General features: G+C 68.3%; 9 protein-coding genes. 6 read left to right on the top strand and 3 right to left on the bottom strand.

The features are described 5' to 3' along the window. Together GNX71_RS23470 and GNX71_RS23465 are read left to right on the top strand one after the other, a co-directional pair. On the top strand, window positions 1–3,132 hold the full coding sequence (locus GNX71_RS23470) for an amino acid adenylation domain-containing protein (RefSeq protein ID WP_206174652.1): 3,132 nt from the start codon (window positions 1–3) through the stop codon (window positions 3,130–3,132). An 88-nt stretch (window positions 3,133–3,220) separates the two neighbouring features. After that, window positions 3,221–10,570, top strand: coding sequence for a non-ribosomal peptide synthetase (locus GNX71_RS23465; protein ID WP_206174651.1), 7,350 nt, complete (start codon window positions 3,221–3,223; stop codon window positions 10,568–10,570). 85 nt (window positions 10,571–10,655) lie between these two features. On the opposite strand, the gene GNX71_RS23460 is transcribed toward GNX71_RS23465, so the two are convergent. The 3 genes from GNX71_RS23460 to fhuF all read right to left on the bottom strand — a co-directional run bounded on the left by GNX71_RS23460 (window position 10,656) and on the right by fhuF (window position 14,756). Continuing rightward, complete coding sequence (locus GNX71_RS23460) at window positions 10,656–12,827, bottom strand: TonB-dependent siderophore receptor (protein ID WP_206174650.1); 2,172 nt, start codon at window positions 12,825–12,827, stop codon at window positions 10,656–10,658. A gap of 70 nt (window positions 12,828–12,897) precedes the next feature. Further along, window positions 12,898–13,785 (bottom strand): formyltransferase family protein, encoded by an 888-nt coding sequence (locus GNX71_RS23455; protein WP_206174649.1) that lies wholly within the window; start codon window positions 13,783–13,785, stop codon window positions 12,898–12,900. A 146-nt stretch (window positions 13,786–13,931) separates the two neighbouring features. After that, a complete protein-coding gene (gene fhuF / locus GNX71_RS23450) occupies window positions 13,932–14,756 on the bottom strand; it encodes a siderophore-iron reductase FhuF (protein WP_241027030.1) in 825 nt (274 codons plus the stop codon). 276 nt (window positions 14,757–15,032) lie between these two features. Between fhuF and GNX71_RS23445 the strand changes: the two genes are divergently transcribed. The 4 genes from GNX71_RS23445 to GNX71_RS23430 all read left to right on the top strand — a co-directional run bounded on the left by GNX71_RS23445 (window position 15,033) and on the right by GNX71_RS23430 (window position 21,302). After that, window positions 15,033–16,715, top strand: coding sequence for a cyclic peptide export ABC transporter (locus GNX71_RS23445; protein WP_206174647.1), 1,683 nt, complete (start codon window positions 15,033–15,035; stop codon window positions 16,713–16,715). A gap of 65 nt (window positions 16,716–16,780) precedes the next feature. After that, on the top strand, window positions 16,781–18,082 hold the full coding sequence (locus tag GNX71_RS23440) for a lysine N(6)-hydroxylase/L-ornithine N(5)-oxygenase family protein (RefSeq protein ID WP_206174646.1): 1,302 nt from the start codon (window positions 16,781–16,783) through the stop codon (window positions 18,080–18,082). 74 nt (window positions 18,083–18,156) lie between these two features. Continuing rightward, window positions 18,157–19,317: an efflux RND transporter periplasmic adaptor subunit gene (locus GNX71_RS23435; RefSeq protein WP_206174645.1), complete on the top strand. Its 1,161-nt coding sequence runs from the start codon at window positions 18,157–18,159 to the stop codon at window positions 19,315–19,317. Next, window positions 19,314–21,302 (top strand): MacB family efflux pump subunit, encoded by a 1,989-nt coding sequence (locus GNX71_RS23430; protein WP_206174644.1) that lies wholly within the window; start codon window positions 19,314–19,316, stop codon window positions 21,300–21,302. Before GNX71_RS23435 ends, GNX71_RS23430 begins: the two co-directional genes overlap by 4 nt. Window positions 21,303–21,316: the final 14 nt, after the last annotated feature.

The following is a 21,316-nucleotide window of genomic DNA, read 5'->3' as shown; positions in this document are numbered from 1 at the left end:
ATGTCTGTGATTCTTGAACCCACGCCAACCACGCTGGCGCTGAGCCCCGAGCAACGGGCCGCCGGCGCCATGTCGCAGGCAGCCGGCGCGGCATTGATGACGCTGCGCGCGCGCATCGACGGCCCGCTCGACGCATCGCGCCTGCGCGACGCGATCGACGCGGTGTCTCGGTCGCACGGCGCGCTGCGCTCAGCGGTCGTGCAGGCCGCGGGCTTTCGCGGACTGCGGCAGCAACCGCTGGATGAGATGCCGGCGCTCGACTGGCGCAGCGCCGACCTCGGCGGCCGTGCCGATCGCGATGCGGCATTGACCGATTGGCTCACCGCCTTCGCACAGGAGCCGCTGGAGATTGCACGCGGGCAGGTGTTTCGGGTCGGGCTGGTCCGGCAGGGCGACGCGCAGCACACGCTGGTGCTGGCGGCCAGCCCCTTTGCCGCGGACAAGGGGAGCCTGCAGAACCTGTTCGAGCAAGGCGTTGCGCATTACCTGGGCGAGCCCTTGCCCGATGAAGACGATGTTTTCCAGTACGCACAGTTCGTGGAGTGGCGGCTCGACCTCGAAGACGGCGACGAAGCGCCGCAGGGACGTGCCTACTGGAGCGGGTACGTCGGCGAGGCGGCCGCACTGGCAGCACCGCAACTGCGTGTCAGGCACGAGGGTGCCGCGACGGCGAAGGACGGGCATCGCCTGCTCGCCGCCGACAGCATCGATGCCGCACTGCTGGCACGCGTCGACGATGCCGCCGCCAGGGCCGGCACCACGCCGCAGGTCGTTCTGCAGGCGGCATGGTGGCTGCTGATGGCACGCCTGACCGAACCGACCGAAGGCGGTGCCTTCGCCGGTGGCTGGCAGCACGATTGCCGGCACGACTACGAGGTCATGCAAGGATCGGTCGGCGTGTTCGAGAAGATCCTTCCCGTGGTCGTGCAAGTCGCGCCGTCGCAAGGGTTTTCGCACTGGCTGTCGCAGCTCGGTGCGACCCTTGCTTCGCACGTCGAGGCGCAGGAATACTGGCCGATCGACGCGCCGCCGACGTCCGCGCACCTTGGCGTCGGCTTTGCGTTCAATGCACAGCATGACGCGCGCACGGGCTGGCGGGTGGAAGCCGTGCCCGGCCCGATGCCGTGCTTCGAGCTGGCCCTGCAGGCCGATCGCGGCAACGACGGCGTCGGTCTTTCGCTGCATGGCGATGCATCGCGTTATTCGGCGGCCGCGGCGCAGCGCCTGCTGTGGCAGTTCCACGTGCTGCTCGACGCCGCGCTGGCGCAACCCGATGTCCCGGTCTCGGCCTTGCCGCTGGTGGGAGACCGGGAACGCGCGCTGCTGCTGGCGTTTCGCGGTGCGGTCACCGACGTGGCAACGCCGTCGCTGTCGGCGCGGATCGACCATTGGGCCGAGACGACGCCCGATGCGCCTGCACTCGAAGCCGGCGAGCTGCGCCTGAGCTACCGTGCGCTGCATGCGCGCATCAACCGAATGGCGCACTGGTTCGCCGGCCAGGGTGTGAGTGCGGGTTCGCTGGTGGCGTTGAACCTCCCGAGATCGCCTGAACTGCTGATCGCGATGCTGGCCAGTTGGCGCATCGGCGCCGGCTACCTGCCGATGGACCCCGAGTGGCCCGCCGCGCGCCGCGATGCGGTGCTGGCCGATGCGGCCCCCGCGCTCGTCGTGGACGCCGCGCCGGACGATGAACAGATCGAAGCCTTGTCGCCGGACGCGCCACCGCACGCTGCATCGCCGCGCGACCTGGCCTACGTGCTCTACACCTCGGGTTCGACCGGCCGGCCCAAGGGCGTGGTGATCGAGCAGGGGCAACTGCTCAACTACGTGGCCGCGGCGTCCGATGCAATGGACCTGGGCCGCTGCCGCCGCTGGGCGCTGACCAGCTCGGTGGTCGCGGACCTGGGCAACACCGCGCTGTTCGGCGCCTTCTTCAACGGCGCATGCCTCGTGGTGGCCGGGCCGGACGACACGCGCAACGCGCGGGCTTTCGCCGACTTCGTGCGCACGCGCGACGTCGACGCGCTCAAGATGGTGCCCTCGCACCTCGAAGCGCTGCTCGAGGACGATGCGCCCCGGTTGCCCGCCACCCTGGTGCTGGGCGGCGAGGCCACGCCGCGTGCGCTGGTCGAGCGGCTGCAGCGGCTGGCGCCGGCATGCACGGTCTACAACCACTACGGCCCGACCGAGACCACGGTGGGTGTGATGGTGCACCGGGTGTCCGCGGGCGATGCCGCGTCGCCGGTCCTGCCGCTGTCGCAGGTGCTGGCGAACAACCAGGTCCACGTGCTCGATGACGCGCTTGGCCTGGTGCCCAGCGGCGGGCTGGGCGCGGTGTATGTCGGCGGCGCGCAGCTGTGCCGCGGCTACCTGAATCGCGAGCCCGGCGACGCTTTCGTGCCGGACCCGTTCGAGCCGGGCGAGCGTCTCTATCGCACGGGCGACCTGGCCCATGTGCTGCCCGAGGGCGGCATCCGCCTGGCAGGGCGCGCCGACCACCAGGTCAAGATCCGCGGCTTTCGCGTCGAGCCGGCCGAGGTCGAGGCGACGCTGCTGGCGCTGCCCGGCGTGCGCCAGGCCGCGGTGCTGGCCGCGCCCGGGACCGATGGCGGCGTGCAACTGCAGGCCTTCGTGGTTGGAAGCGATGAAGCGGCGCAGGCCGCTGCCGTGATCGCGCAACTGGGCGCGCTGCTGCCGGCCCACATGGTGCCGGCGCTTTGCACCGTGCTGGCGGAGTTCCCGAGATTGCCGAACGGCAAGATCGATCGCCTCGCGCTGCTGCCGCTGGCCGCGCTCGACAGCGCACGCCCGCGGCAGGCGACGGCCGCGCGCGATGCCCTCGAGGCCGTGCTGGCCGACAGCATGGGCAGGCTGCTGCAGCGCGAGAGCATCGGCGTCGAGGAAGACTTCTTCGAGCTCGGCGGCCACTCGCTGCTGGTGATCAAGCTGGTGGCGCGCATCCGCAAGCTGCTGCGCATCGACGTGGCGCCGGGCGTGGTGTTCGACCACGCCAGCCCCGCCGCGCTGGCCGCGGCATTGCGCGCGCAGAGCGAGGACGTGGACGGGCTGGAACAGCTGGCATCGCAAGCGCAGCAGCCTGCGGGTCGGCCCGAGGCGGCGGCCGCGGCATGAGGGAATCCGCCGGCGGATGCGTTCCGCCGGCGGCGAATGGTTGGACAACGGCCGGAGACCGGCCTGACATGGGCAAGGCAAGAAACTGATGAGCAGCATCGACAGGACAGCGCCAACGCAGGCGGACACCGCATGGGACGACGAAGACGAGATCCGCCCGCAGGTGTCGGACGGCGACGAGGTGCCGTTGTCCTATGCGCAGGAACAGCTGTGGTTCCTGCAGAGCCTGGAACCCGGGCTGACGGCGTACAACCTGCCGCGCACCTTTCGGCTGCGCGGCGCGGTCGATGCCGATGCGTTGGAGCGGGCCTTCCAGGCGGTGGTCGAGCGCCATGCGATCCTGCGCACGCGTTTCTTCGAGCGCGAGGGCATCGCGTTGCAGGCCGTGCAGGCCAAGGTCGACTTCGTGCTGGAGCGCATCGACCTGTCGCGACGGCCCGAGGCAGAGCGCAAGGCGAGCCTCGAAGACATCGTGCGCCGCACGACGCTGCATGTGTTCGATCTCGGCAGCGCGCCGGCACTGGTCGCGCGGCTGGTCACGCTCGGCGACGACGACCATGTGCTGGCGGTGTGCATGCATCACATCGTCTCGGACGCCTGGTCCAACCCGATCCTGGCGGGGGATCTGAGCACGGCCTACGAACAGGCGGTGCGCAGCGGCGGCGCGGTGCACCTGCCGCCGCTGGCGGTGCAGTACGCCGACTACGCGCTGTGGCAGCGCGAGCGCGTTCTCGGCAACGATCTTGCGCGCCAGCTCGAACACTGGAATGCGCACCTCGGTCCCGACGTGCCGCCGCTGGAACTTCCCACCGATGCCGAGCGGCCGCCGCGCCAGACCTTCAACGGGGCGCTGCATGGTTTCGCCTTGGACCCGGAACTGGGCATGGCGCTGCAGAAGTTCTGCCGCGCAGAGAAGTGCACGCCCTTCGTCATCCTGCTCGCGACCTGGCAGATGCTGCTGGGGTGGTACAGCGGTCAGAGCGACTTCGCCGTGGGCACGCCCAATGCGGGCCGCCACCGTGACGAGGTGCGCGACCTGCTGGGCTTCTTCATCACGACACAGGTGTTCCGTGCGCGGCTCGCACCGCAACTGAGCCTGCGCCAGATCTGCCGGCAGGTGCGCTCGGATGCGATGCATGCGCTGCAGCATGCGGACCTGCCTTTCGAGGTGCTGCTGGCCAGCCGCAAGGTGCACCGCGACGCTGCGCGCAGTCCCTTGTTCCAGGTGATGTTCGGCGTGCAGATGGCCGATGGCGCGGTCGAGGTCGCATTCGACCGCACGCGCGCGGAACTGATTCCGGCCGAGCACGTCGGCGCGAAGTTCGACCTGTCGCTCGATTTCCATATCGATGCCCGCAGCGCCTTCGCGCAGCTCGAATACAACACCGATCTTTTCAGCAAAGCCACCGCGGAGCGGCTGGCGGATTGCTATGTGCGCCTGCTGGAAATGCTCACGGCCGACCCGGACCGCAGCTTTGCAAGCATCGACCTGTCGAGCGCTGCGGAGCGGGCACAGTTGTCGGCGTGGGGCGTGAACGAGACGAGCTACCCGCAGGAAGAGCCGGTGCATGCGCTGATGGAACGCCAGGCACGCCTGCGGCCCGAAGCGGATGCGCTGGTGTTCGGCGATCAGGTGCTCAGCTACGGCGAACTCAATGCACGGGCGAACCGGCTGGCGCACCGGCTGATCGGCCTGGGCGTGGGCGCGGAGAGCCGCGTGGGCATCGCGGTGGAGCGCTCCATCGAGATGGTGGTGGGCATCCTGGGCATCCTGAAGGCCGGCGGGACCTACGTGCCGCTGGACCCCGAGTACCCGGCCGAACGGCTGGCCTACATGATGGCCGACAGCGGGCTGGGCCTGGTGCTGACGCAGTCGCACGTGGGCACGCGCTTGCCGGTGGACGACGCAGTGAAGCGGCTCGCACTGGACACGCTGCTGCTGGACGGCGAACCTGCGCACGACCCGCAGGTGGCGGTGCACGGGCACAACCTGGCCTACCTGATCTACACCTCCGGCTCCACCGGACGGCCCAAGGGCGTGGGCATCGCGCACCAGGCGCTGGTGCAGCATGCGCAGGAGTCGGTGCGCTTCTTCGGACTGACGAGCGACGACCGGATGCTGCAGTTCTCGACGCTGAACTTCGACGGCTTCATCGAGCAGGTGTTCCCGCCGCTGGTGGCCGGCGCGGCCATCGTGCTGCGCGGACCGACGCTGTGGGACAGCGAGACCTTCTACCGCGAGCTGATCGCGCGGCGCATCAGCGTGGCGGACCTGACCACCGCGTACTGGCACCTGCTGGCGCAGGACTTTGCGCAGGATGCCGTGCGCAGTGGCAGCGTGCGCGACTACGGGGCGTTGCGACAGGTGCACGCGGGCGGCGAGGCGATGCCGCCCGAAGGTCTCAAGGCCTGGCGCGAAGCGGGGCTCACGCACGTGAAGCTGCTCAACACCTACGGGCCGACCGAGGCGACAGTCACCGCGTCGGTGCTGGACTGCGCGCCGTACCTGCGCGAGGGCGCTGTGGTGCCGCTGCGCATGCCGATCGGCGAGCCGCTGGCCGGGCGCGCACTGCGCGTGGTGGGCAGCGACCTGAGCCTGGTGCCGCAGGGCGTGGCGGGCGAGCTGTGCATCGGCGGGGATCTGCTGGCGCGCGGCTACCTCGGGCGCGCGGGTCTGACGGCCGAGCGCTTCGTGGCCGATCCATTCGATGACCGGGGAGGCCGGCTGTACCGCACGGGCGACCTGGTGCGCTGGAACAGTGAAGGCCAACTGGAGTACCTGGGGCGCATCGACCACCAGGTGAAGGTGCGGGGCTTCCGCATCGAGCTGGGGGAGATCGAGGCGCAGTTGCTGGCGCAGCCCGAAGTGCGCGAAGCGGTGGTGGTGGCCAACGAAGGCCCGACCGGCGCGAGGCTGGTGGGGTACGTGTCGCTGCAGCAGGGGCAGGCCATCGAGACGGCCCAACTGAGAGAGCGATTGGGCCAGGCGCTGCCGGACTACATGGTGCCCGGGGCGCTGGTGGTGCTGCAGGCGTTGCCGCTGAACCCGAACGGGAAGGTGGACCGCAAGGCGCTGCCGCAGCCGGAGTACGCGAACGAGCAAGCGCACGAGGCGCCCGAGGGCGAGGTGGAGGAGGCGCTGGCGGCGGTGTGGGCGCAGGTGCTGGGCGTGGCGCGCGTGGGACGCAACGACAACTTCTTCGAACTCGGCGGCGATTCGATCCTGAGCCTGCAGATCGTGGCCCGCCTGCGCAACGCGGGCTGGAAGGTCACGCCCCGGCAAATCCTGGAGCGCCAGACCATCGCCGAACTGGCGCTCGCCACGGTGCGGGCCGGCGAGGGTGACCGTGGCGGCGTGCAGCGCGCGATTCCTTCGCTGGGTACAGCGCACAGGAATGACGGGCTTGCGCTGTCGCATGCACAGGCCCGCCAATGGTTCCTGTGGCAGCTCGCGCCTTCGAGCATCGCCTATCACATCGCTGGCGGCTTCCGGCTGAGCGGCGAACTGGCGGTCGATGTGCTGAGAAGCAGCTTCCAGGGTCTGGTAGATCGTCACGAGTCATTGCGCACGGTGTTCCGCACCAGGGACGACGGGCTGGCCGACCAGGTCATCCATGCCGCGTGGCCGCTCGAGGTGCCGCTGATCGACCTCAGCGGCCTGGACACCGGGCTGCGCGAAGCGCAGGCCGAGGCGCATGCGCACAAGGTGCACCAGACGCCGTTCGACCTGGGCATCGGGCCGCTGCTGCGCGTGGCGCTGATACGGCTCGCGCCGACGGAACATGTGCTGGTGGTGGTGATGCACCACATCGTGTCGGACGGCTGGTCGATGCAGCTCATCGTCGACGAATTCGTCAAGCGCTACCGCGCGGGCCTGCGCGGCGAGGACGCGGCCCTCGAACCGTTGTCGGTTCAGTACGCGGACTACGCAGCGTGGCAACGGGACTGGCTCGCGAACGGCGAACGCGATCGGCAACTGGCCTACTGGCGCCAGGAGCTGGGCACAGCCCAGCCGGTGCTGCGCCTGCCCACCGATCGCCCGAGGCTGCCGAATGCGAACTACACCGCGGCGCATTGCAGCACCGCGCTGCCGCCCGCGCTGGTCCAGGGGTTGCAGCGGCTGGTGAAGGCGAATGGCGCGACGCTCTTCATGTCCTTGCTGGCCGGCTTCAACGTGCTGCTGCATCGCCATACGGGGCAGGAGGACATCCGCGTGGGCATGCCCGTGGCCAACCGCCACCGGATCGGCACCGAGGGCATCGTCGGCTTCTTCGTGAACACGCTGGTGCTGCCCGGGCGCATTGCGCCGCGGATGACGCTCGGCGACGTGTTCCTCCAGGCCAAGGAAGCTGCGCTGGGCGCGCAGCTGCACCAGGACCTGCCTTTCGAACAGCTCGTGGATGCGTTGCAACCCGAACGGGACATGAGCCAGACGCCGCTGTTCCAGGTCATGGTGAACCACCAGAAGTTCCAGGCCAAGGCGGACTCGGATCTTCCCGGACTGGCACTGCAGGACTACGAACTCGGCGAGCGCGGTGCGCAGTTCGAGTTGACGCTGGACCTGCTGGAAGACGAGCGCGGCGGCGTCCACGCCACCCTGACCTATGCCAAGGAATTGTTCGAGCCCGCGGCCATGCAGCGCATGCTGGCGCATTACCTCGTGCTGCTCGACGGTCTTGCGCACAGCCCGCAGCAGGCGGTCGGAGACGTGGCGCTGCTGGACGCTGCGGAGCGGGCACAGTTGTCGGCGTGGGGCGTGAACGAGACGAGCTACCCGCAGGAAGAGCCGGTGCACGCGCTGATGGAGCGGCAGGCGCGCCTGCGGCCCGAAGCGGATGCGCTGGTGTTCGGCGATCAGGTGCTCCGCTACGGCGAGCTCAATGCGCGGGCGAACCGGCTGGCGCACCGGCTGATCGGCCTGGGCGTGCGCGCGGAGAGCCGCGTGGGCATCGCTGTGGAGCGCTCCATCGAGATGGTGGTGGGCATCCTGGGCATCCTGAAGGCCGGCGGGACCTACGTGCCGCTGGACCCCGAGTACCCGGCCGAACGGCTGGCCTACATGATGGCCGACAGCGGGCTGGGCCTGGTGCTGACGCAGTCACACGTAGGCACGCGCTTGCCGGTGGACGACGCAGTGAAGCGGCTCACGCTGGACACGCTGTCGCTGGACGGCGAACCTGCGCACGACCCGCAGGTGGCGGTGCACGGGCACAACCTGGCCTACCTGATCTACACCTCCGGCTCCACCGGACGGCCCAAGGGCGTGGGCATTGCGCACCAGGCGCTGGGGCAGCATGCACAGGAGTCGGTGCGCTTCTTCGGACTGACGGGCGACGACCGGATGCTGCAGTTCTCGACGCTGAACTTCGACGGCTTCATCGAGCAGGTGTTCCCGCCGCTGGTGGCCGGCGCAGCCATCGTGCTGCGCGGACCGACGCTGTGGGACAGCGAAACCTTCTACCGCGAGCTCATCGACAGGCGCATCAGCGTGGCGGACCTGACCACCGCGTACTGGCACCTGCTGGCACAGGACTTCGCGCAGGACGCCGTGCGTAACGGCACGCGCGACTACGGGGCCTTGCGGCAGGTACACGCGGGCGGCGAGGCGATGCCGCCGGAAGGCCTGAAGGCATGGCGCGAAGCAGGGCTTGCGCATGTGAAGCTGCTCAACACCTACGGCCCGACCGAAGCCACCGTCACCGCATCGGTGCTGGACTGCGCGCCGTACCTGCGCGAAGGCGCGGCCGTGCCGCTGCGCATGCCGATCGGCGAGCCGCTGGCCGGGCGCGCACTGCGCGTGGTGGGCAGCGACCTGAGCCTGGTGCCGCAGGGCGTGGCGGGCGAGCTGTGCATCGGCGGGGATCTGCTGGCGCGCGGCTACCTCGGGCGCGCGGCGCTGACGGCCGAGCGCTTCGTGGCCGATCCATTCGACGACCGGGGCGGACGGCTGTACCGCACGGGCGACCTGGTGCGCTGGAACAGTGAAGGCCAGCTGGAGTACCTGGGGCGCATCGACCACCAGGTGAAGGTGCGGGGCTTCCGCATCGAGCTGGGGGAGATCGAGGCGCAGTTGCTGGCGCAGCCCGAAGTGCGCGAAGCGGTGGTGGTGGCCAACGAAGGCCCGACCGGCGCGAGGCTGGTGGGGTACGTGTCGCTGCAGCAGGGACAGGCCATCGAGCCGACCCAGCTGAGAGAGCGATTGGGCCAGGCGCTGCCGGACTACATGGTGCCCGGGGCGCTGGTGGTGCTGCAGGCGTTGCCGCTGAACCCGAACGGGAAGGTGGACCGCAAGGCGCTGCCGCAGCCGGAGTACGCGAACGAGCAAGCGCACGAGGCGCCCGAGGGCGAGGTGGAGGAGGCGCTGGCGGCGGTGTGGGCGCAGGTGCTGGGCGTGGCGCGCGTGGGACGCAACGACAACTTCTTCGAACTCGGCGGCGATTCGCTGATGGCGCTCAGGCTGCTCGCGAGGATGCAGCGGACGCAGGACCCGAGGCTGAAGTTCTCGTTGCAGGACCTGCTCCAGAAACAGACCATCGCGAAGCTGACCGCCGGCCTGCCGGCCGACGCGTTGCCGCAGCCGTTGCTGTTGTTGAACACGGGTGCCGCGCCTGCCGGTGCCGCGCCGCTGTTCTGCATCGCGCCGGGCCTCAGAAATGCGCTCGACTACCAGCCGCTGGCCCGGCATCTCGAAGGCCAGCGCGCGGTCTACGGCTTGAGCTACACCGACACGACCCGGCTCGATTCCGTCGCGCAGATGTCGGCGTACTTCGTGGACCTGATCCGCGCAGTCCGGCCGACTGGCCCGGTGGCGGTGCTGGGCTGGTCGCTGGGCTCGGTGATGGCCATGCACACGGCCAGCCTGCTCGAGCAGGAGGGCATCGAGGTCTCTTTCGTCGGTCTGGTCGACAGCTTCGTGATGGACGACGAGTTCGATCCAGGCAGCTGGTACGACGACCTGAGGCAGTTCGTGGCCGGGGTCGCGACCGAGACGGCCGGTGCGGCGCAGGTCGAGGCGATCCTCGATCGCTTCGAATCGATCCGCAACGAGTCTGAAGAAGTGGTCCACGGCGCCGTGAGCGAGATGATGACGGCGCTCGGCATCGACATGGGCGCGATCGACGTCGTCGGGCGGGTCGCGGCGGCGCGGCGTTTCAACGCAGCCACCGCGGCGATGCCGCCGCTGCCGAAGCTGGCGGGGGTTTCGCCGCATCTCTGGTGGAGCCGGCGCAGGACGGCCGAGGAGCGGGCATTGCTGCTGCAGGACCTAGGCACGGCGCCGAAGGCCAGCGCGGACATCGACACGAATCACCAGGGCATCGTCCGCCATGCGGCGTTGTTCGCCGGCGTGCGTTCGGCGCTTGCGGCCACCGAAGCGTCAGTGGCCGCCGATATCGATGACGGTGAGGCACAGGCCGCTGCGCGGCTGGAAATGGCGTGAAGCGATAAGGAAAGCAAAAGGGCCGCGATCCAAAACTCGGATCGCGGCCGTTTTCCTCAGGTTCAGCAGAACCTGGGCGACGGCATCAGAACTTGTAGCGCGCCGTCAGCGTGATCGAGCGACGGGCGCCGCTGTAGCACGAGTCCACGTAGCAGCTCGCGATGTACTTCTTGTCGCCGAGGTTGGACACGTTGAGCGCATAGCGCCACGGCCCCTGCTCGTAGCGGATGGCGGCGTCCAGCACCGTGTAGCTCGACGAGAAGAAGGTGTTGTGCTCGTTGCCGGGGCTCCTGCCCACGTGGCGCACGCCGCCGCCGAAGCCCAGGCCCTTGCCCATCGTGTAGTCGAGCCAGACCGATGCGATTTCCTTCGGCTTCTCGGGCAGGCCCTTGCCGATTTCTTCCGGATCGGAGCTGCTCGTGACCTTGACGTTCATGCGGGTGTAGGAGCCCGAGATGCTCAGGCCCGGCAGCAGCTCGCCCTTGGCTTCCAGTTCGATGCCGCGCGAACGCACCTTGCCGATCTGCCGGCCCTCGAAGGTTTCCGGGTCGTAGGAGACCACGTTCGACTTGCGCAGGTCGAACACCGCGGCCGTCAGCAGCAGCCTGCTGCCCGCGGGCTGGTACTTGACCCCCACTTCCACCTGCTTGCCGCTGGTGGGCTTGAAGGGGTTCTTGTTGGCGTCGAGACCGGCGCTGGGCAGGAACGATTCGGCGTAGCTGATGTAGGGCGCAACGCCGTTGTCGAACAGGTAGGTGAGGCCGGCGCGGCCGCTGAACTTCCTGTCGGGCTGGATCGTGAGGGAGCTGTTCAGCGGATCGTTGGTGATCTGGCGGACATGGTCCTTGCGGCCACCGAGCGTGAGCACCCAGCGGTCGTCGAACTTGATCTGGTCCTGCATGTAGTAGCCGATCTGCCGGGTGTCCTGCCGGTAGATGTTCAGCGGCGTGGTCGGATAGGGAACGTACTGGCCGTAGACCGGCTGGTAGAAGTCGAGGGTGGGCGCGGGGTCGCTGTACTGGTTCGCCGAACCCTTCTGCTGGCTGAAGTCGATGCCCCACAGCATCGTGTGCTGCACCGAGCCGGTCTTGAACTTGCCTTCGACGCTGGTGTCCATGACCGACTGCGACATCGGATCGTTCCAGGTGCGGGCGACCCGGTCGAGCGTGCGGCCGTCTTCCTGGAGGCCGGTGGTCCAGACCACGCGGCGCTGCAGTTCCAACTGCGAGAAACGGTAGTTCTGGCGCACCGTCCAGCCGTCGGCGAATTCGTGCTGGAAGCGGTAGCCGATGCTCTTTTGCTGCTGCGCGATGCCGCTGAAGCTGTAGTCGCCCATCTTCAGCGCGGTGGGACGCAGCTCCTTGTCCGGAACGAAATAGGTGTCTTCGGCCGAGCTGTTCTTGATGTACTCGCCATACAGCGTGAGCGAGGTCCTCGCGCTGGGCTTCCACTGCAGCGAAGGCGCCAGCACGGTGCGCGTGCGGTTGAGCTTGTGGCCGTCCGGATAGCGGTCCTCGTCGTTGCTGTCCAGGCCCACGCCGATGAGGCGATAGCTCCAGTCGGAGGTTTCCCCGAAGCGATCGCCGATGTCGAAGGCCAGCTGCTTGCGCTGGTGGTTGCCGATCTGCAGCTCGATCTCGCGGTTGCGCTCGCCCGATGCCAGCTTGGTGACGCGGTTGGTGATGCCGCCCGCATCGCCCTGGCCGAAGATCATCGACGACGGGCCGCGCAGCACCTCGACCCGCTCGAACATGTAGGGATCGCTGATGTAGTTGGTGACGTTGAAAGGCGTCTGGGCCAGGCCGTTCTGGTAGATGCTCAGCCCCGCGGGAAAGCCGCGGATCGAGATGTCTTCCCAGCCCCGGTTGTCCGGGCCGTTGATGTTGGTGATCACGCCCGGGGTGTAGCGAACCGCGTCCATGGCGTTCTGCACGCCCCGTGCATTCATTTCGTCGCGGCCGATGACGGAAATCGACTGCGGAATCTCGAGGATGGGCGTGTCGGTCTTGGTGCCGCTCAGGCTGCGCTTGGCGGCGAAGCCGGTCACCGGACCCATCGGGCTTTCCCCCTCGGCCGTGACGCGCACTTCGGGCAGCGCGCTGCCTGCCGTGGGCGTTGCCGGTGCGGGCGGGGTCGCTTGTGCGGGCGTCTGCGCCTGCGCCGAAGCCGCGGGGCTCCAGAAGGTCACGGCGGCGCCGAAGGCCGCTGCGAGCGAGGAACTCAGCAGACGCTGACGAGGCAGGGGAGGAGAGCGCATGGAAAGGACTTCTTAAGATTTAAACCGGGCGGATTTTAATGAGAATTGTTCGTATCTGATTGAAGGTATTTCACAGGCTCGTTGTGCTGTCGCCACATTTGCCTATGGCATGCCTCAACCGAGCCGGCCTCGTCGTACGTGCGGCCAGCAGCGCCAAGCCTTGGTGCATAGCCGGGAAGAGGCTTCGGTTGAAGTTGTTCCAACGCAATTCGAGGATCGTGTCGTCGGGGGCGATGTCGGTTTCGAGCGCATCGAAGATGACTTCGCCCGAGTCGATGCCGTTGTCGACGTAGTGCAGCGACGCTCCCGTCTTCGAGACCGTCGGCACGGAGACTTTCTCCATCGTGGTCCAGTTCGCCACCTTCAAGCCCTGGGCGCCATGCAGTGCGTCCAGCGTCGCGTAGGCGCCGCGGCGCTCGTACGGCGATTCGATGCGCGTGATGCCGGGATGGATGTTGACCATGCTGCGGTGGAAGTGCGCGCCGGGCCGCACCAGTTCGTCGAGGATGACCAGGAGCCCATCGAGCAGCACCAGGTCGGCCTGCAGCGTCAGCAGTTTGTCGAGCAGCGCGCGTTCGAAGGCGCTCTTTCCCGGCACGCGTTCGGCCGAGTTCAAGGGCAGCCGCCGGTAGGCCGAGGGCACCGGATGCAGCATGTCGCGCAGCAGCTTGCCCTGTGCCCGCAGGTCGGCGGGAAAGATCCATTTCCGTTCGGGATGCCAGGAGAAGCCGTAGTCCGCCAGGGCGGTCTGGTCGCGCGGGGACTGTGCATCGTCGTCGTAGACGATGCCTTCGAGCGAGTAGGCGTCACCCAGCGGCGTGTTGTCGAGCGCCTCTGCCAGGTACTCGAGCGGCGATTTCATGTAGCGCTGCTCGCCCTTGTAGGCGACGTGCTGGCCAGCCTTGTCGGCGGCTGCGTTTCTCAAGGACAGGATGTAGACGAGTTTTGCCTTGGACATGGATGTGTATGGGTCTCGATGGGTTGAAAGCGGCGGGCGCACGCGAACTGGCCTCCCTCCGCGGGCCTAAAGAACGAGACGAAATGGCCCGCGATCTGTTCACCGGGCAGGCGATGCGGCCCGATGCTGGATGGCCTCCCTGTCTTTCAGGCCGGCGGACCTTCAAATGCGCCCGCGTCCTCTTCTTCCTCTTCCCCGCCCTTGCGGTAGGCCGGCGAGAGCGGGCAGGCATTGCAATGGGTCTCGTGGGGAAGCAGGTAGTAGAGGCAGCACTGCCGGTGCAGCCGGAACGATGTGTGGCGCCCCTCGTGGACCAGGCGGATCTCGCGCTGGCGCCCAAAGAGGGGATTGCTGCGCTCCCCGGCTTCGGCTCCGCCTTCGGCCGCGTGCGGCCAGGTGGCGCTTTGCAGCAGGTACGCCATGTCCTGCGCGATGGGCTCGGAGCCGCCCGTGAGCGCCAGCGCCTGGCCGAGGATGGGTTCCAGGTGCCGCGCCGCGTTGCCCCAGAGGATCTTCGGCGCGAGTCGGGTCAGGCTGGAAAGCGCCGAGAACAACGGCGCCAGGTGATGCTGAAGCAGCGGCGCGTAGCGCTCGGCCGTGCGCGTGCCGGGGCAGGCGGCGCCGAGTTGCCTGATATGAAAACTCACGGGGCCGCCCCGGGCATCCAGACGCAGCCAGATCTGGGCCGCCTGCACCGGAAACACGTGGTGCAGCACGCTGGCCGCTGCCACCACGGGCGGCAGCAGCGCTTCCAGGTAGTCCAGGATCCAGGCCGAGGCGACCGCCCGCAGGTCGTCGCCCGTGCTGTGCCTGAAGCGGGCCTGCAGTTGCAGCACCTCGAGCAGCCGCGCCCGCGACGCCACGAGGTCCGCGACGCGCACGGCATCCGCGGGAACCGCGTCCGCGCATGCGAGTCGCTCACCGAGCGGCGCCAGCTCGCCTCGGAAGATGGGCGCGAGCAGCGGGATCACGCGTCTGCCTGTCGGGAGACGGTGGAACAGTGGGAAAAAAGAAGAAATGCGGCCTGCACACAGACAGGACGCGCTGGCCCGTCGCATGTTCATTCCGGCGCAGCCGCTGCGATGCCGCGGTCCGCATGAACATTGGCGAGCCCGATCCGTCTATGAGGGAGGCGGCGCTGTGCCGACCGGGAGGAACGCCCGAGCCGGGCGTCTTCCAGCCATATTGGTTCGGCCGTGCACGCGCGGCCGGTTGACGTCGCCTCGTGAAGGCGGAAAGAGTTCTGAATGACATCCAACAGCGGCAATGCCGCAGAAGTCGCGCGCCTGCTGAAGCCGTTCGCTCCCTGGATCGTGCTGTCCGCCATCACGGGCATCTGCGCGGGTGGTGCCACGGTGGCGCTCCTGCGCACGATCAACGAAGTCCTGAACCAGCAAGGGGGCATGGCCGGCGGACTGCTGCTGACCTTCGTCGTGCTCTGTGCCGTCGCGCTGCTGGGGCGCATGGTCTCCGATGTCTCCACCAACTTCGTTGGCCAGCGCCTGGTGGCCCAGGTGCGCAAGAGCCTCGCCCAGAAGATCCTGTCGGCGCCCATCGACGCGCTGGAGCGCTATCGCACCCACCGCCTGATGCCGGTGCTGTCGCAGGACGTGGACATGATCAGCGACGCCGCGTTCGTGGCGTCGTCCACGCTGATCTCGCTGGCCGTTGCGCTGGGCTGCCTGGGCTATCTGGCCTGGCTGTCGTTGCCGCTGTTCGGCCTGCTGCTCGTGGCGCTCGTGATCGGCACGGCGATCCAGACCATCACCCAGACCCGCGGCGAAGCCGGCTTCTGGAAAGCGCGCGAGCAGGAAGACCAGTTGCACAAGGCCTACCGCGCCATCAGCGAGGGCGCCAAGGAACTGCGCATGCACCGCGATCGCCGCACGCGCATGTTCAGCGGCCAGGTCGAGCGCATCGTGGACAGGATTCGCGTGGTCAACGGCCGCGCGATCAACACCTTCGTGATGGCCACTGCCTTCAGTTCGGCGCTGTTCTTCCTGCTGATCGCACTGATCCTGGGTTGGGCCTCGTTCCGCACCACGGAGCCCGTGGTGCTCAGCGGCTTCGTGCTGGTGCTGCTGTTCCTCAAGGGGCCGATGGACCAGATCGCAGGTACCCTGCCCAGCGTGGGCCGCGCCAAGGTCGCGTTCCAGCGCATCGCCGATCTCTCGGCGCGCTTCGCCACGCCGGAGCCTCATCTGCACCTGGACCGCGCCTCGGAGCCCGCGACGCTGGCCGATGGCATCGGCATGCGCGGCGTGCGCTACGCCTTCGAGGGGGCCGAGGGCGGCGAGTCCTTCGTGCTGGGGCCGATCGACCTGGAGCTTCGGCGCGGCGAAATGGTCTTCGTGGTGGGCGACAACGGCTCCGGCAAGACCACGTTGATCAAGCTGCTGCTGGGTCTCTACGCGCCACAGCAAGGCGAAGTGCTGCGCGACGGTATCGCCGTGACGCCCGAAACCCGCGACGACTACCGGCAGCTCTTCACCACGGTGTTCTCCGACTTCTACCTGTTCGAGGACCTGGTGGCGCGCGAGAAGGGCGAGTCGGGCGAGAGCGCGCTCCCGCAGGCGGCCCTCCCGTATCTGCAGCGCCTCGAGATCGCCCACAAGGTGAGCGTGAAGGACGGCTCCTTCAGCACCGTGGACCTGTCGACCGGCCAGCGCAAGCGTCTCGCGCTGGTGCATGCCTACCTCGAGGGCCGGCCGGTGCTGGTGTTCGACGAATGGGCTGCCGACCAGGACCCGACTTTCCGCCATCTTTTCTACACCGAGCTGCTGCCCGAACTGCGTGCCAAGGGGCACCTGCTGGTCGTGATCTCGCACGACGACCGCTACTTCCACCTGGCCGACCGCGTCATCACGATGCGCGCTGGGCGCGTGGCGGAAGACCGCAGCCACGCACACCTGGAAAGCCTCGCTGCATGAGCAGGAGGCCCGCGTTTCCCCGGCCATCGAAGACGCCCGTCCATCACCACAGGAGTTGAAAATCCATGCAACACATCCATGACCTGATCGGCGTCGGATTCGGCCCGTCCAACATCGCGCTGGCCATTGCACTCGAGGAAAAGCGCCATGGTGGCAAGCCGCTGGATGCCCTGTTCCTCGAGCGGCAGAACAGCTTTGCCTGGCATCCCCACATGCTGCTGGACCACGCGCACATGCAGATTTCCTTCCTGAAGGACCTGGCGACGCTGCGCAACCCCACCAGCCGCTTCACCTTCATCAACTATCTGCACGAAAACGGCAGGCTGCCGGACTTCATCAACCTCAAGAGCTTCTTCCCCAGCCGCCACGAGTTCAATGACTACCTGGGCTGGGCCGCGCGCCAGTTCGAGGAATCGTGTGCCTACGGCGAAGAGGTGTTCGAAGTGCTGCCCGAGAAGCAGGGCGGCGAGGTCTCGCTGCTGCGGGTGCGTTCGCGCCGTGAAGACGGCCGCGTGCAGGAGCGGATCGCGCGCAACCTCGTCGTGAGCATCGGCGGCACGCCCAACATCCCCGAAGGTTTTCGCGCCTTGCGTGGCGACGGGCGCGTCTTCCACTCCAACAGCTACCTCAAGGACATCGCGCGCCACGATGAGGCCCAGCGCGTCGCGATCATCGGTGCTGGCCAGAGCGCGGCCGAAATCTTCATGGACCTGCAGGCGCGGCCGAATGCGCCGCACGTCGACCTGGTCATGCGTGCCCGCTCGATCCGTCCGGCCGACGACAGCCCCTTCGTCAATGAAGTCTTCAATGTGGACTTCACCGACTACGTGTTCAGCCGTCCGAGCGACGAGCGCGCAGCGCTGCTCGACGAGGTGTCCCAGACCAACTACGCCGTGGCCGATCTCGACCTGATCCAGCAGATCTTCAAGGTCTTCTACAACCAGAAGGTGGCGCGCGGCAATCGCCTGCGCATGCTGCGCCAACACGATGTGAGTGCAGTGCGTGCCGCGGCGGACGGCATCCACCTGACGCTGCGCGACCAGGACGACGGGCTCGAGAGCACGGTGCGCTACGACGCCGTCGTGCTGGCCACCGGCTATGCGCGCGAGCAGCACAGGGACCTGCTGCAACCGCTGGAGGCCTACCTCGGCGATTTCTCGGTCGATCGCTACTACCGCCTGAAGACCTCGCCGGATTTTCATCCGGGCATCTTCCTGCAAGGTGCCTGCGAGGACAGCCACGGCATCAGCGATACCTTGCTGTCGGTGACTTCGGTGCGCACCGGCGAGATCGGCAATGCGCTGCTTGCCGCCACACCCCGCATGCGCCATGCGGTGCGCAGCGAGTCCCAGGCCGTCCAGATATAGATTGACAGAGACCGGCCCGGCGGGCGGTGCCTGCGCCATGCGGCGCGGCGTCCGCAAGGCCTTGGCCCATCGACATGCGCAGAATCGCCTATCTCCTTCTCGTTTTTCTCCTGATCTCGGTTGCGACCGGCTATCTCTGGGCGCGCCGTCCCGCGGGCGAGGTCGAGTCGACTGCGGCGTGGCGCGCGTCCATCGAATCGAGCGTCACGGCGTTCGGCACGTTGCAGCCGCGGCGTTATGTGGACGTCGGTGCCCAGGTCTCGGGGCAGATCCTGCGGCTCAACGTCCAGCCGGGCGACATCATCGAAAAAGGGCAGTTGCTGGTCGAGATCGATCCCAGCGTGCAGCGCGCCACGGTCGATGCCGGCCGCGCCTCGCTGGCTGGACTTCGTGCCCAGCTCGCCGACCAGCGCGCACAGCATCGCCTGGCGAGCCAGCAGCATGCGCGCCAGCGCCAGATGGCCGCCGACGGCGCCACCCGCGAGGAAGACGTCCAGAACGCAGAGGCCGCGCTCGCCTCGGCCGCCGCGCGCATCGACAACCTCGAGGCCCAGATCGCGCAGACGCAGGCCACCCTCAAGGCCGATGAGGCGCGCCTGGGCTACACGCGCATCTATGCACCGATGGCCGGCACGGTGGTCTCCGTGGCCGCGCGCGAGGGGCAGACGCTCAATGCCACCTACCAGACGCCCGACGTGCTGCGCATTGCCGACCTGTCCTCGATGACCGTGTGGTCCGAGGTGTCCGAGGCCGACGTGGGGCGCGTGAAGGCCGGCATGCCGGTCTACTTCACCACGCTGGGCAACAGCCGGCGCCGCTGGCACGGCAAGGTGCGCCAGGTTCTGCCCGCGCCACCCCCACCGGGCGTCAAGACCGGCGCCAGCGACAGCAGCACCGCGGCGCCCGCCGCGCCCAGCAAGGTCGTGGTCTACACCGCGCTGTTCGACATCGACAACGCCGACGGCGAGCTCATGCCGCAGATGACGGCCCAAGTCACGTTCGTGGAGTCGTCCGCCGCCGAAGCGGTGGTCGTGCCGGCGGCCGCACTGGTGCCGGTGCCCGGTGCCGATGCGGATCGCTTCACGGTGCGGGTGTTGCGTACCGACGGCAGTGTCGAGACGCGGCCGCTGCGCGTCGGCGTGCGCAACCGCGTCGTCGCGCAGGCGCTCGACGGTATCCAGGTGGGCGACCGCATCGTGACCGGCCTGGCCGACGGCAAGACCGCGAAGCCATGAGCGTGACGACGCCAGGCCAGGCGGCGGGTGAGAGGCCGCCGCTGGTCGAACTGCAGGACATCCGCAAGGCCTACGGCCAGCCACAGCAGACGGCGGACGATCCATCGCCCACGCAGGTGCTGCGCGGTATTTCTCTGAAGATCCGTGCAGGCGAGTTCGTTGCCATCGTGGGTGCCTCCGGCTCGGGCAAGTCCACGCTCATGAACATTCTTGGCTGCCTCGATCGGCCGAGCAGCGGACGCTATCTGTTCGAGGGCAAGGACGTCTCGGGCTTCGATGCCGACGCGCTCGCGCGATTGCGCCGCGAGGCGTTCGGGTTCGTGTTCCAGGGCTATCACCTCGTGCAGACCGAGTCGGCGCGAGAGAACGTCGAGATTCCCGCGCTCTATGCCGGCATGCCCGAGGCCGAGCGCCGCGCGCGCGCCACCGCGCTGCTCGAGCGGCTGGCCATGGGGGCGCGGCTCGACCACCGGCCGCACCAGCTGTCGGGCGGCCAGCAGCAGCGTGTGGCGATCGCGCGAGCGCTGATGAACGGCGGGCGCATCATCCTGGCCGACGAGCCCACCGGCGCCCTCGACAGCCAGAGCGGCGCCGAGGTCATGAAGCTGCTGCACGAACTCGCCGATGCGGGCCATACGGTGGTCCTGATCACGCACGACCGGCAGGTCGCCGCGCAGGCCGGCCGCATCGTGGAGATCCGCGATGGCGAGATCGTGGCGGACTCCGGCGATGCGCGTCCGGCCATCGGGACGGTACTCGCACACGAGGCCAGGCGCGGGCCGGGCCCCGGGCAGGCGTCGCTGTCCGCCGACCTGCATGAAGCGGCCCGCGCCGCCTGGCGCGTGATGTGGAGCAACCGCTTCCGTACCGGGCTGACGCTGCTGGGCATCGTCATCGGCGTCGCGTCGGTCATCGCGATGCTGGCGGTTGGCGGCGGCTCGCAGCAGCAGGTGCTCGCGCAGTTCGAGACCTTCGGTGTCCGCACCATGTTCGTCTCGGCCCGCGAAAGCAGCGCGCGCGCACCGAGTGCGCCGCTGACGCTCGAAGACGTCGACACCGTGCGTAGCCTGCCGAACGTGGAAGCCGCCACGCCCTACATCGAGGATCGCGTGGTGGTGCGACGCGGCAACGTCGACCACAGCTCGGAAGGCGGCGGCACCACGGTGGGCTTCACCCACGTGCTGGGATGGCGCATCACCGAGGGCGCGATGTTCGACGTCACGGACGAGGAGCGCGCGGCCAAGGTGACCGTCATAGGGCAGACCGTTCGCAAGACCCTGTTCGCGGATGGCAGCGATCCGATCGGCCAGGACATCCTGATCGACAAGGTGCCGTTCCAGGTGGTCGGCGTGCTCGCCGCCAAGGGAACGACCGACGGCGAAGACCAGGACGACCGCGTCATCGTTCCGTTCTCCGCGGCCGCGGCGCGCATCTTCGGCCACCGCAATCCGACCTGGATCGCCGTGCAGATACGCGACATGAACCAGGCCACGGCCACGGCGAACGCCATCGAGGACCGCCTGGCGCAGCAGCGCAAGGTGCGCGACGTGCATGTCTGGAATCGCGTCGAGGCGATCCGCGTGCAGTCCGAGACTGCGCATGCGATGACGATGATGCTGGGCCTGATCGCCACGATCTCGCTGGTCGTGGGCGGTATCGGCGTGATGAACGTGATGCTGATGACGGTGCGCGAGCGCACCCGCGAAGTCGGCATCCGCATGGCGACCGGCGCGCGCCAGACCGACATCCTGCGGCAGTTCATGACCGAAGCCGTGCTCGTGACTTCGGTCGGCGGCACCGTGGGCGTGATCGTGGGGCTTGCGATTGTCGCGGTGCTGATGCTGGCTGGTGTGCCCGTGGTCTTCTCCCTCCTTGCCAGCCTCGGCGCCTTCGCCTGCGCCGTGCTGACGGGCCTGATCTTCGGCTTCATGCCAGCGAGAAACGCGGCCCGGCTGGACCCGGTCGTGGCGCTGGCCTCGCAATAGTCGCAACAGAGAGC

The organism is Variovorax sp. RKNM96, from assembly GCF_017161115.1.
In the GTDB taxonomy this organism is placed as follows: domain Bacteria; phylum Pseudomonadota; class Gammaproteobacteria; order Burkholderiales; family Burkholderiaceae_C; genus Variovorax.
Note: the sequence above shows the minus strand (reverse complement) of the source record. Positions and strands in the feature narration are given on the sequence as shown.

Bases quoted from the DNA above. Each gene is read 5' to 3' on its own strand.
- GNX71_RS23470 (WP_206174652.1), top strand. From the start codon at position 1: ATGTCTGTGATTCTTGAACCCACGCCAACCACGCTGGCGCTGAGCCCC.
- GNX71_RS23465 (WP_206174651.1), top strand. From the start codon at position 3,221: ATGAGCAGCATCGACAGGACAGCGCCAACGCAGGCGGACACCGCATGG.
- GNX71_RS23460 (WP_206174650.1), bottom strand. From the start codon at position 12,827: ATGCGCTCTCCTCCCCTGCCTCGTCAGCGTCTGCTGAGTTCCTCGCTC.
- GNX71_RS23455 (WP_206174649.1), bottom strand. From the start codon at position 13,785: ATGTCCAAGGCAAAACTCGTCTACATCCTGTCCTTGAGAAACGCAGCC.
- GNX71_RS23445 (WP_206174647.1), top strand. From the start codon at position 15,033: ATGACATCCAACAGCGGCAATGCCGCAGAAGTCGCGCGCCTGCTGAAG.
- GNX71_RS23440 (WP_206174646.1), top strand. From the start codon at position 16,781: ATGCAACACATCCATGACCTGATCGGCGTCGGATTCGGCCCGTCCAAC.
- GNX71_RS23435 (WP_206174645.1), top strand. From the start codon at position 18,157: ATGCGCAGAATCGCCTATCTCCTTCTCGTTTTTCTCCTGATCTCGGTT.
- GNX71_RS23430 (WP_206174644.1), top strand. From the start codon at position 19,314: ATGAGCGTGACGACGCCAGGCCAGGCGGCGGGTGAGAGGCCGCCGCTG.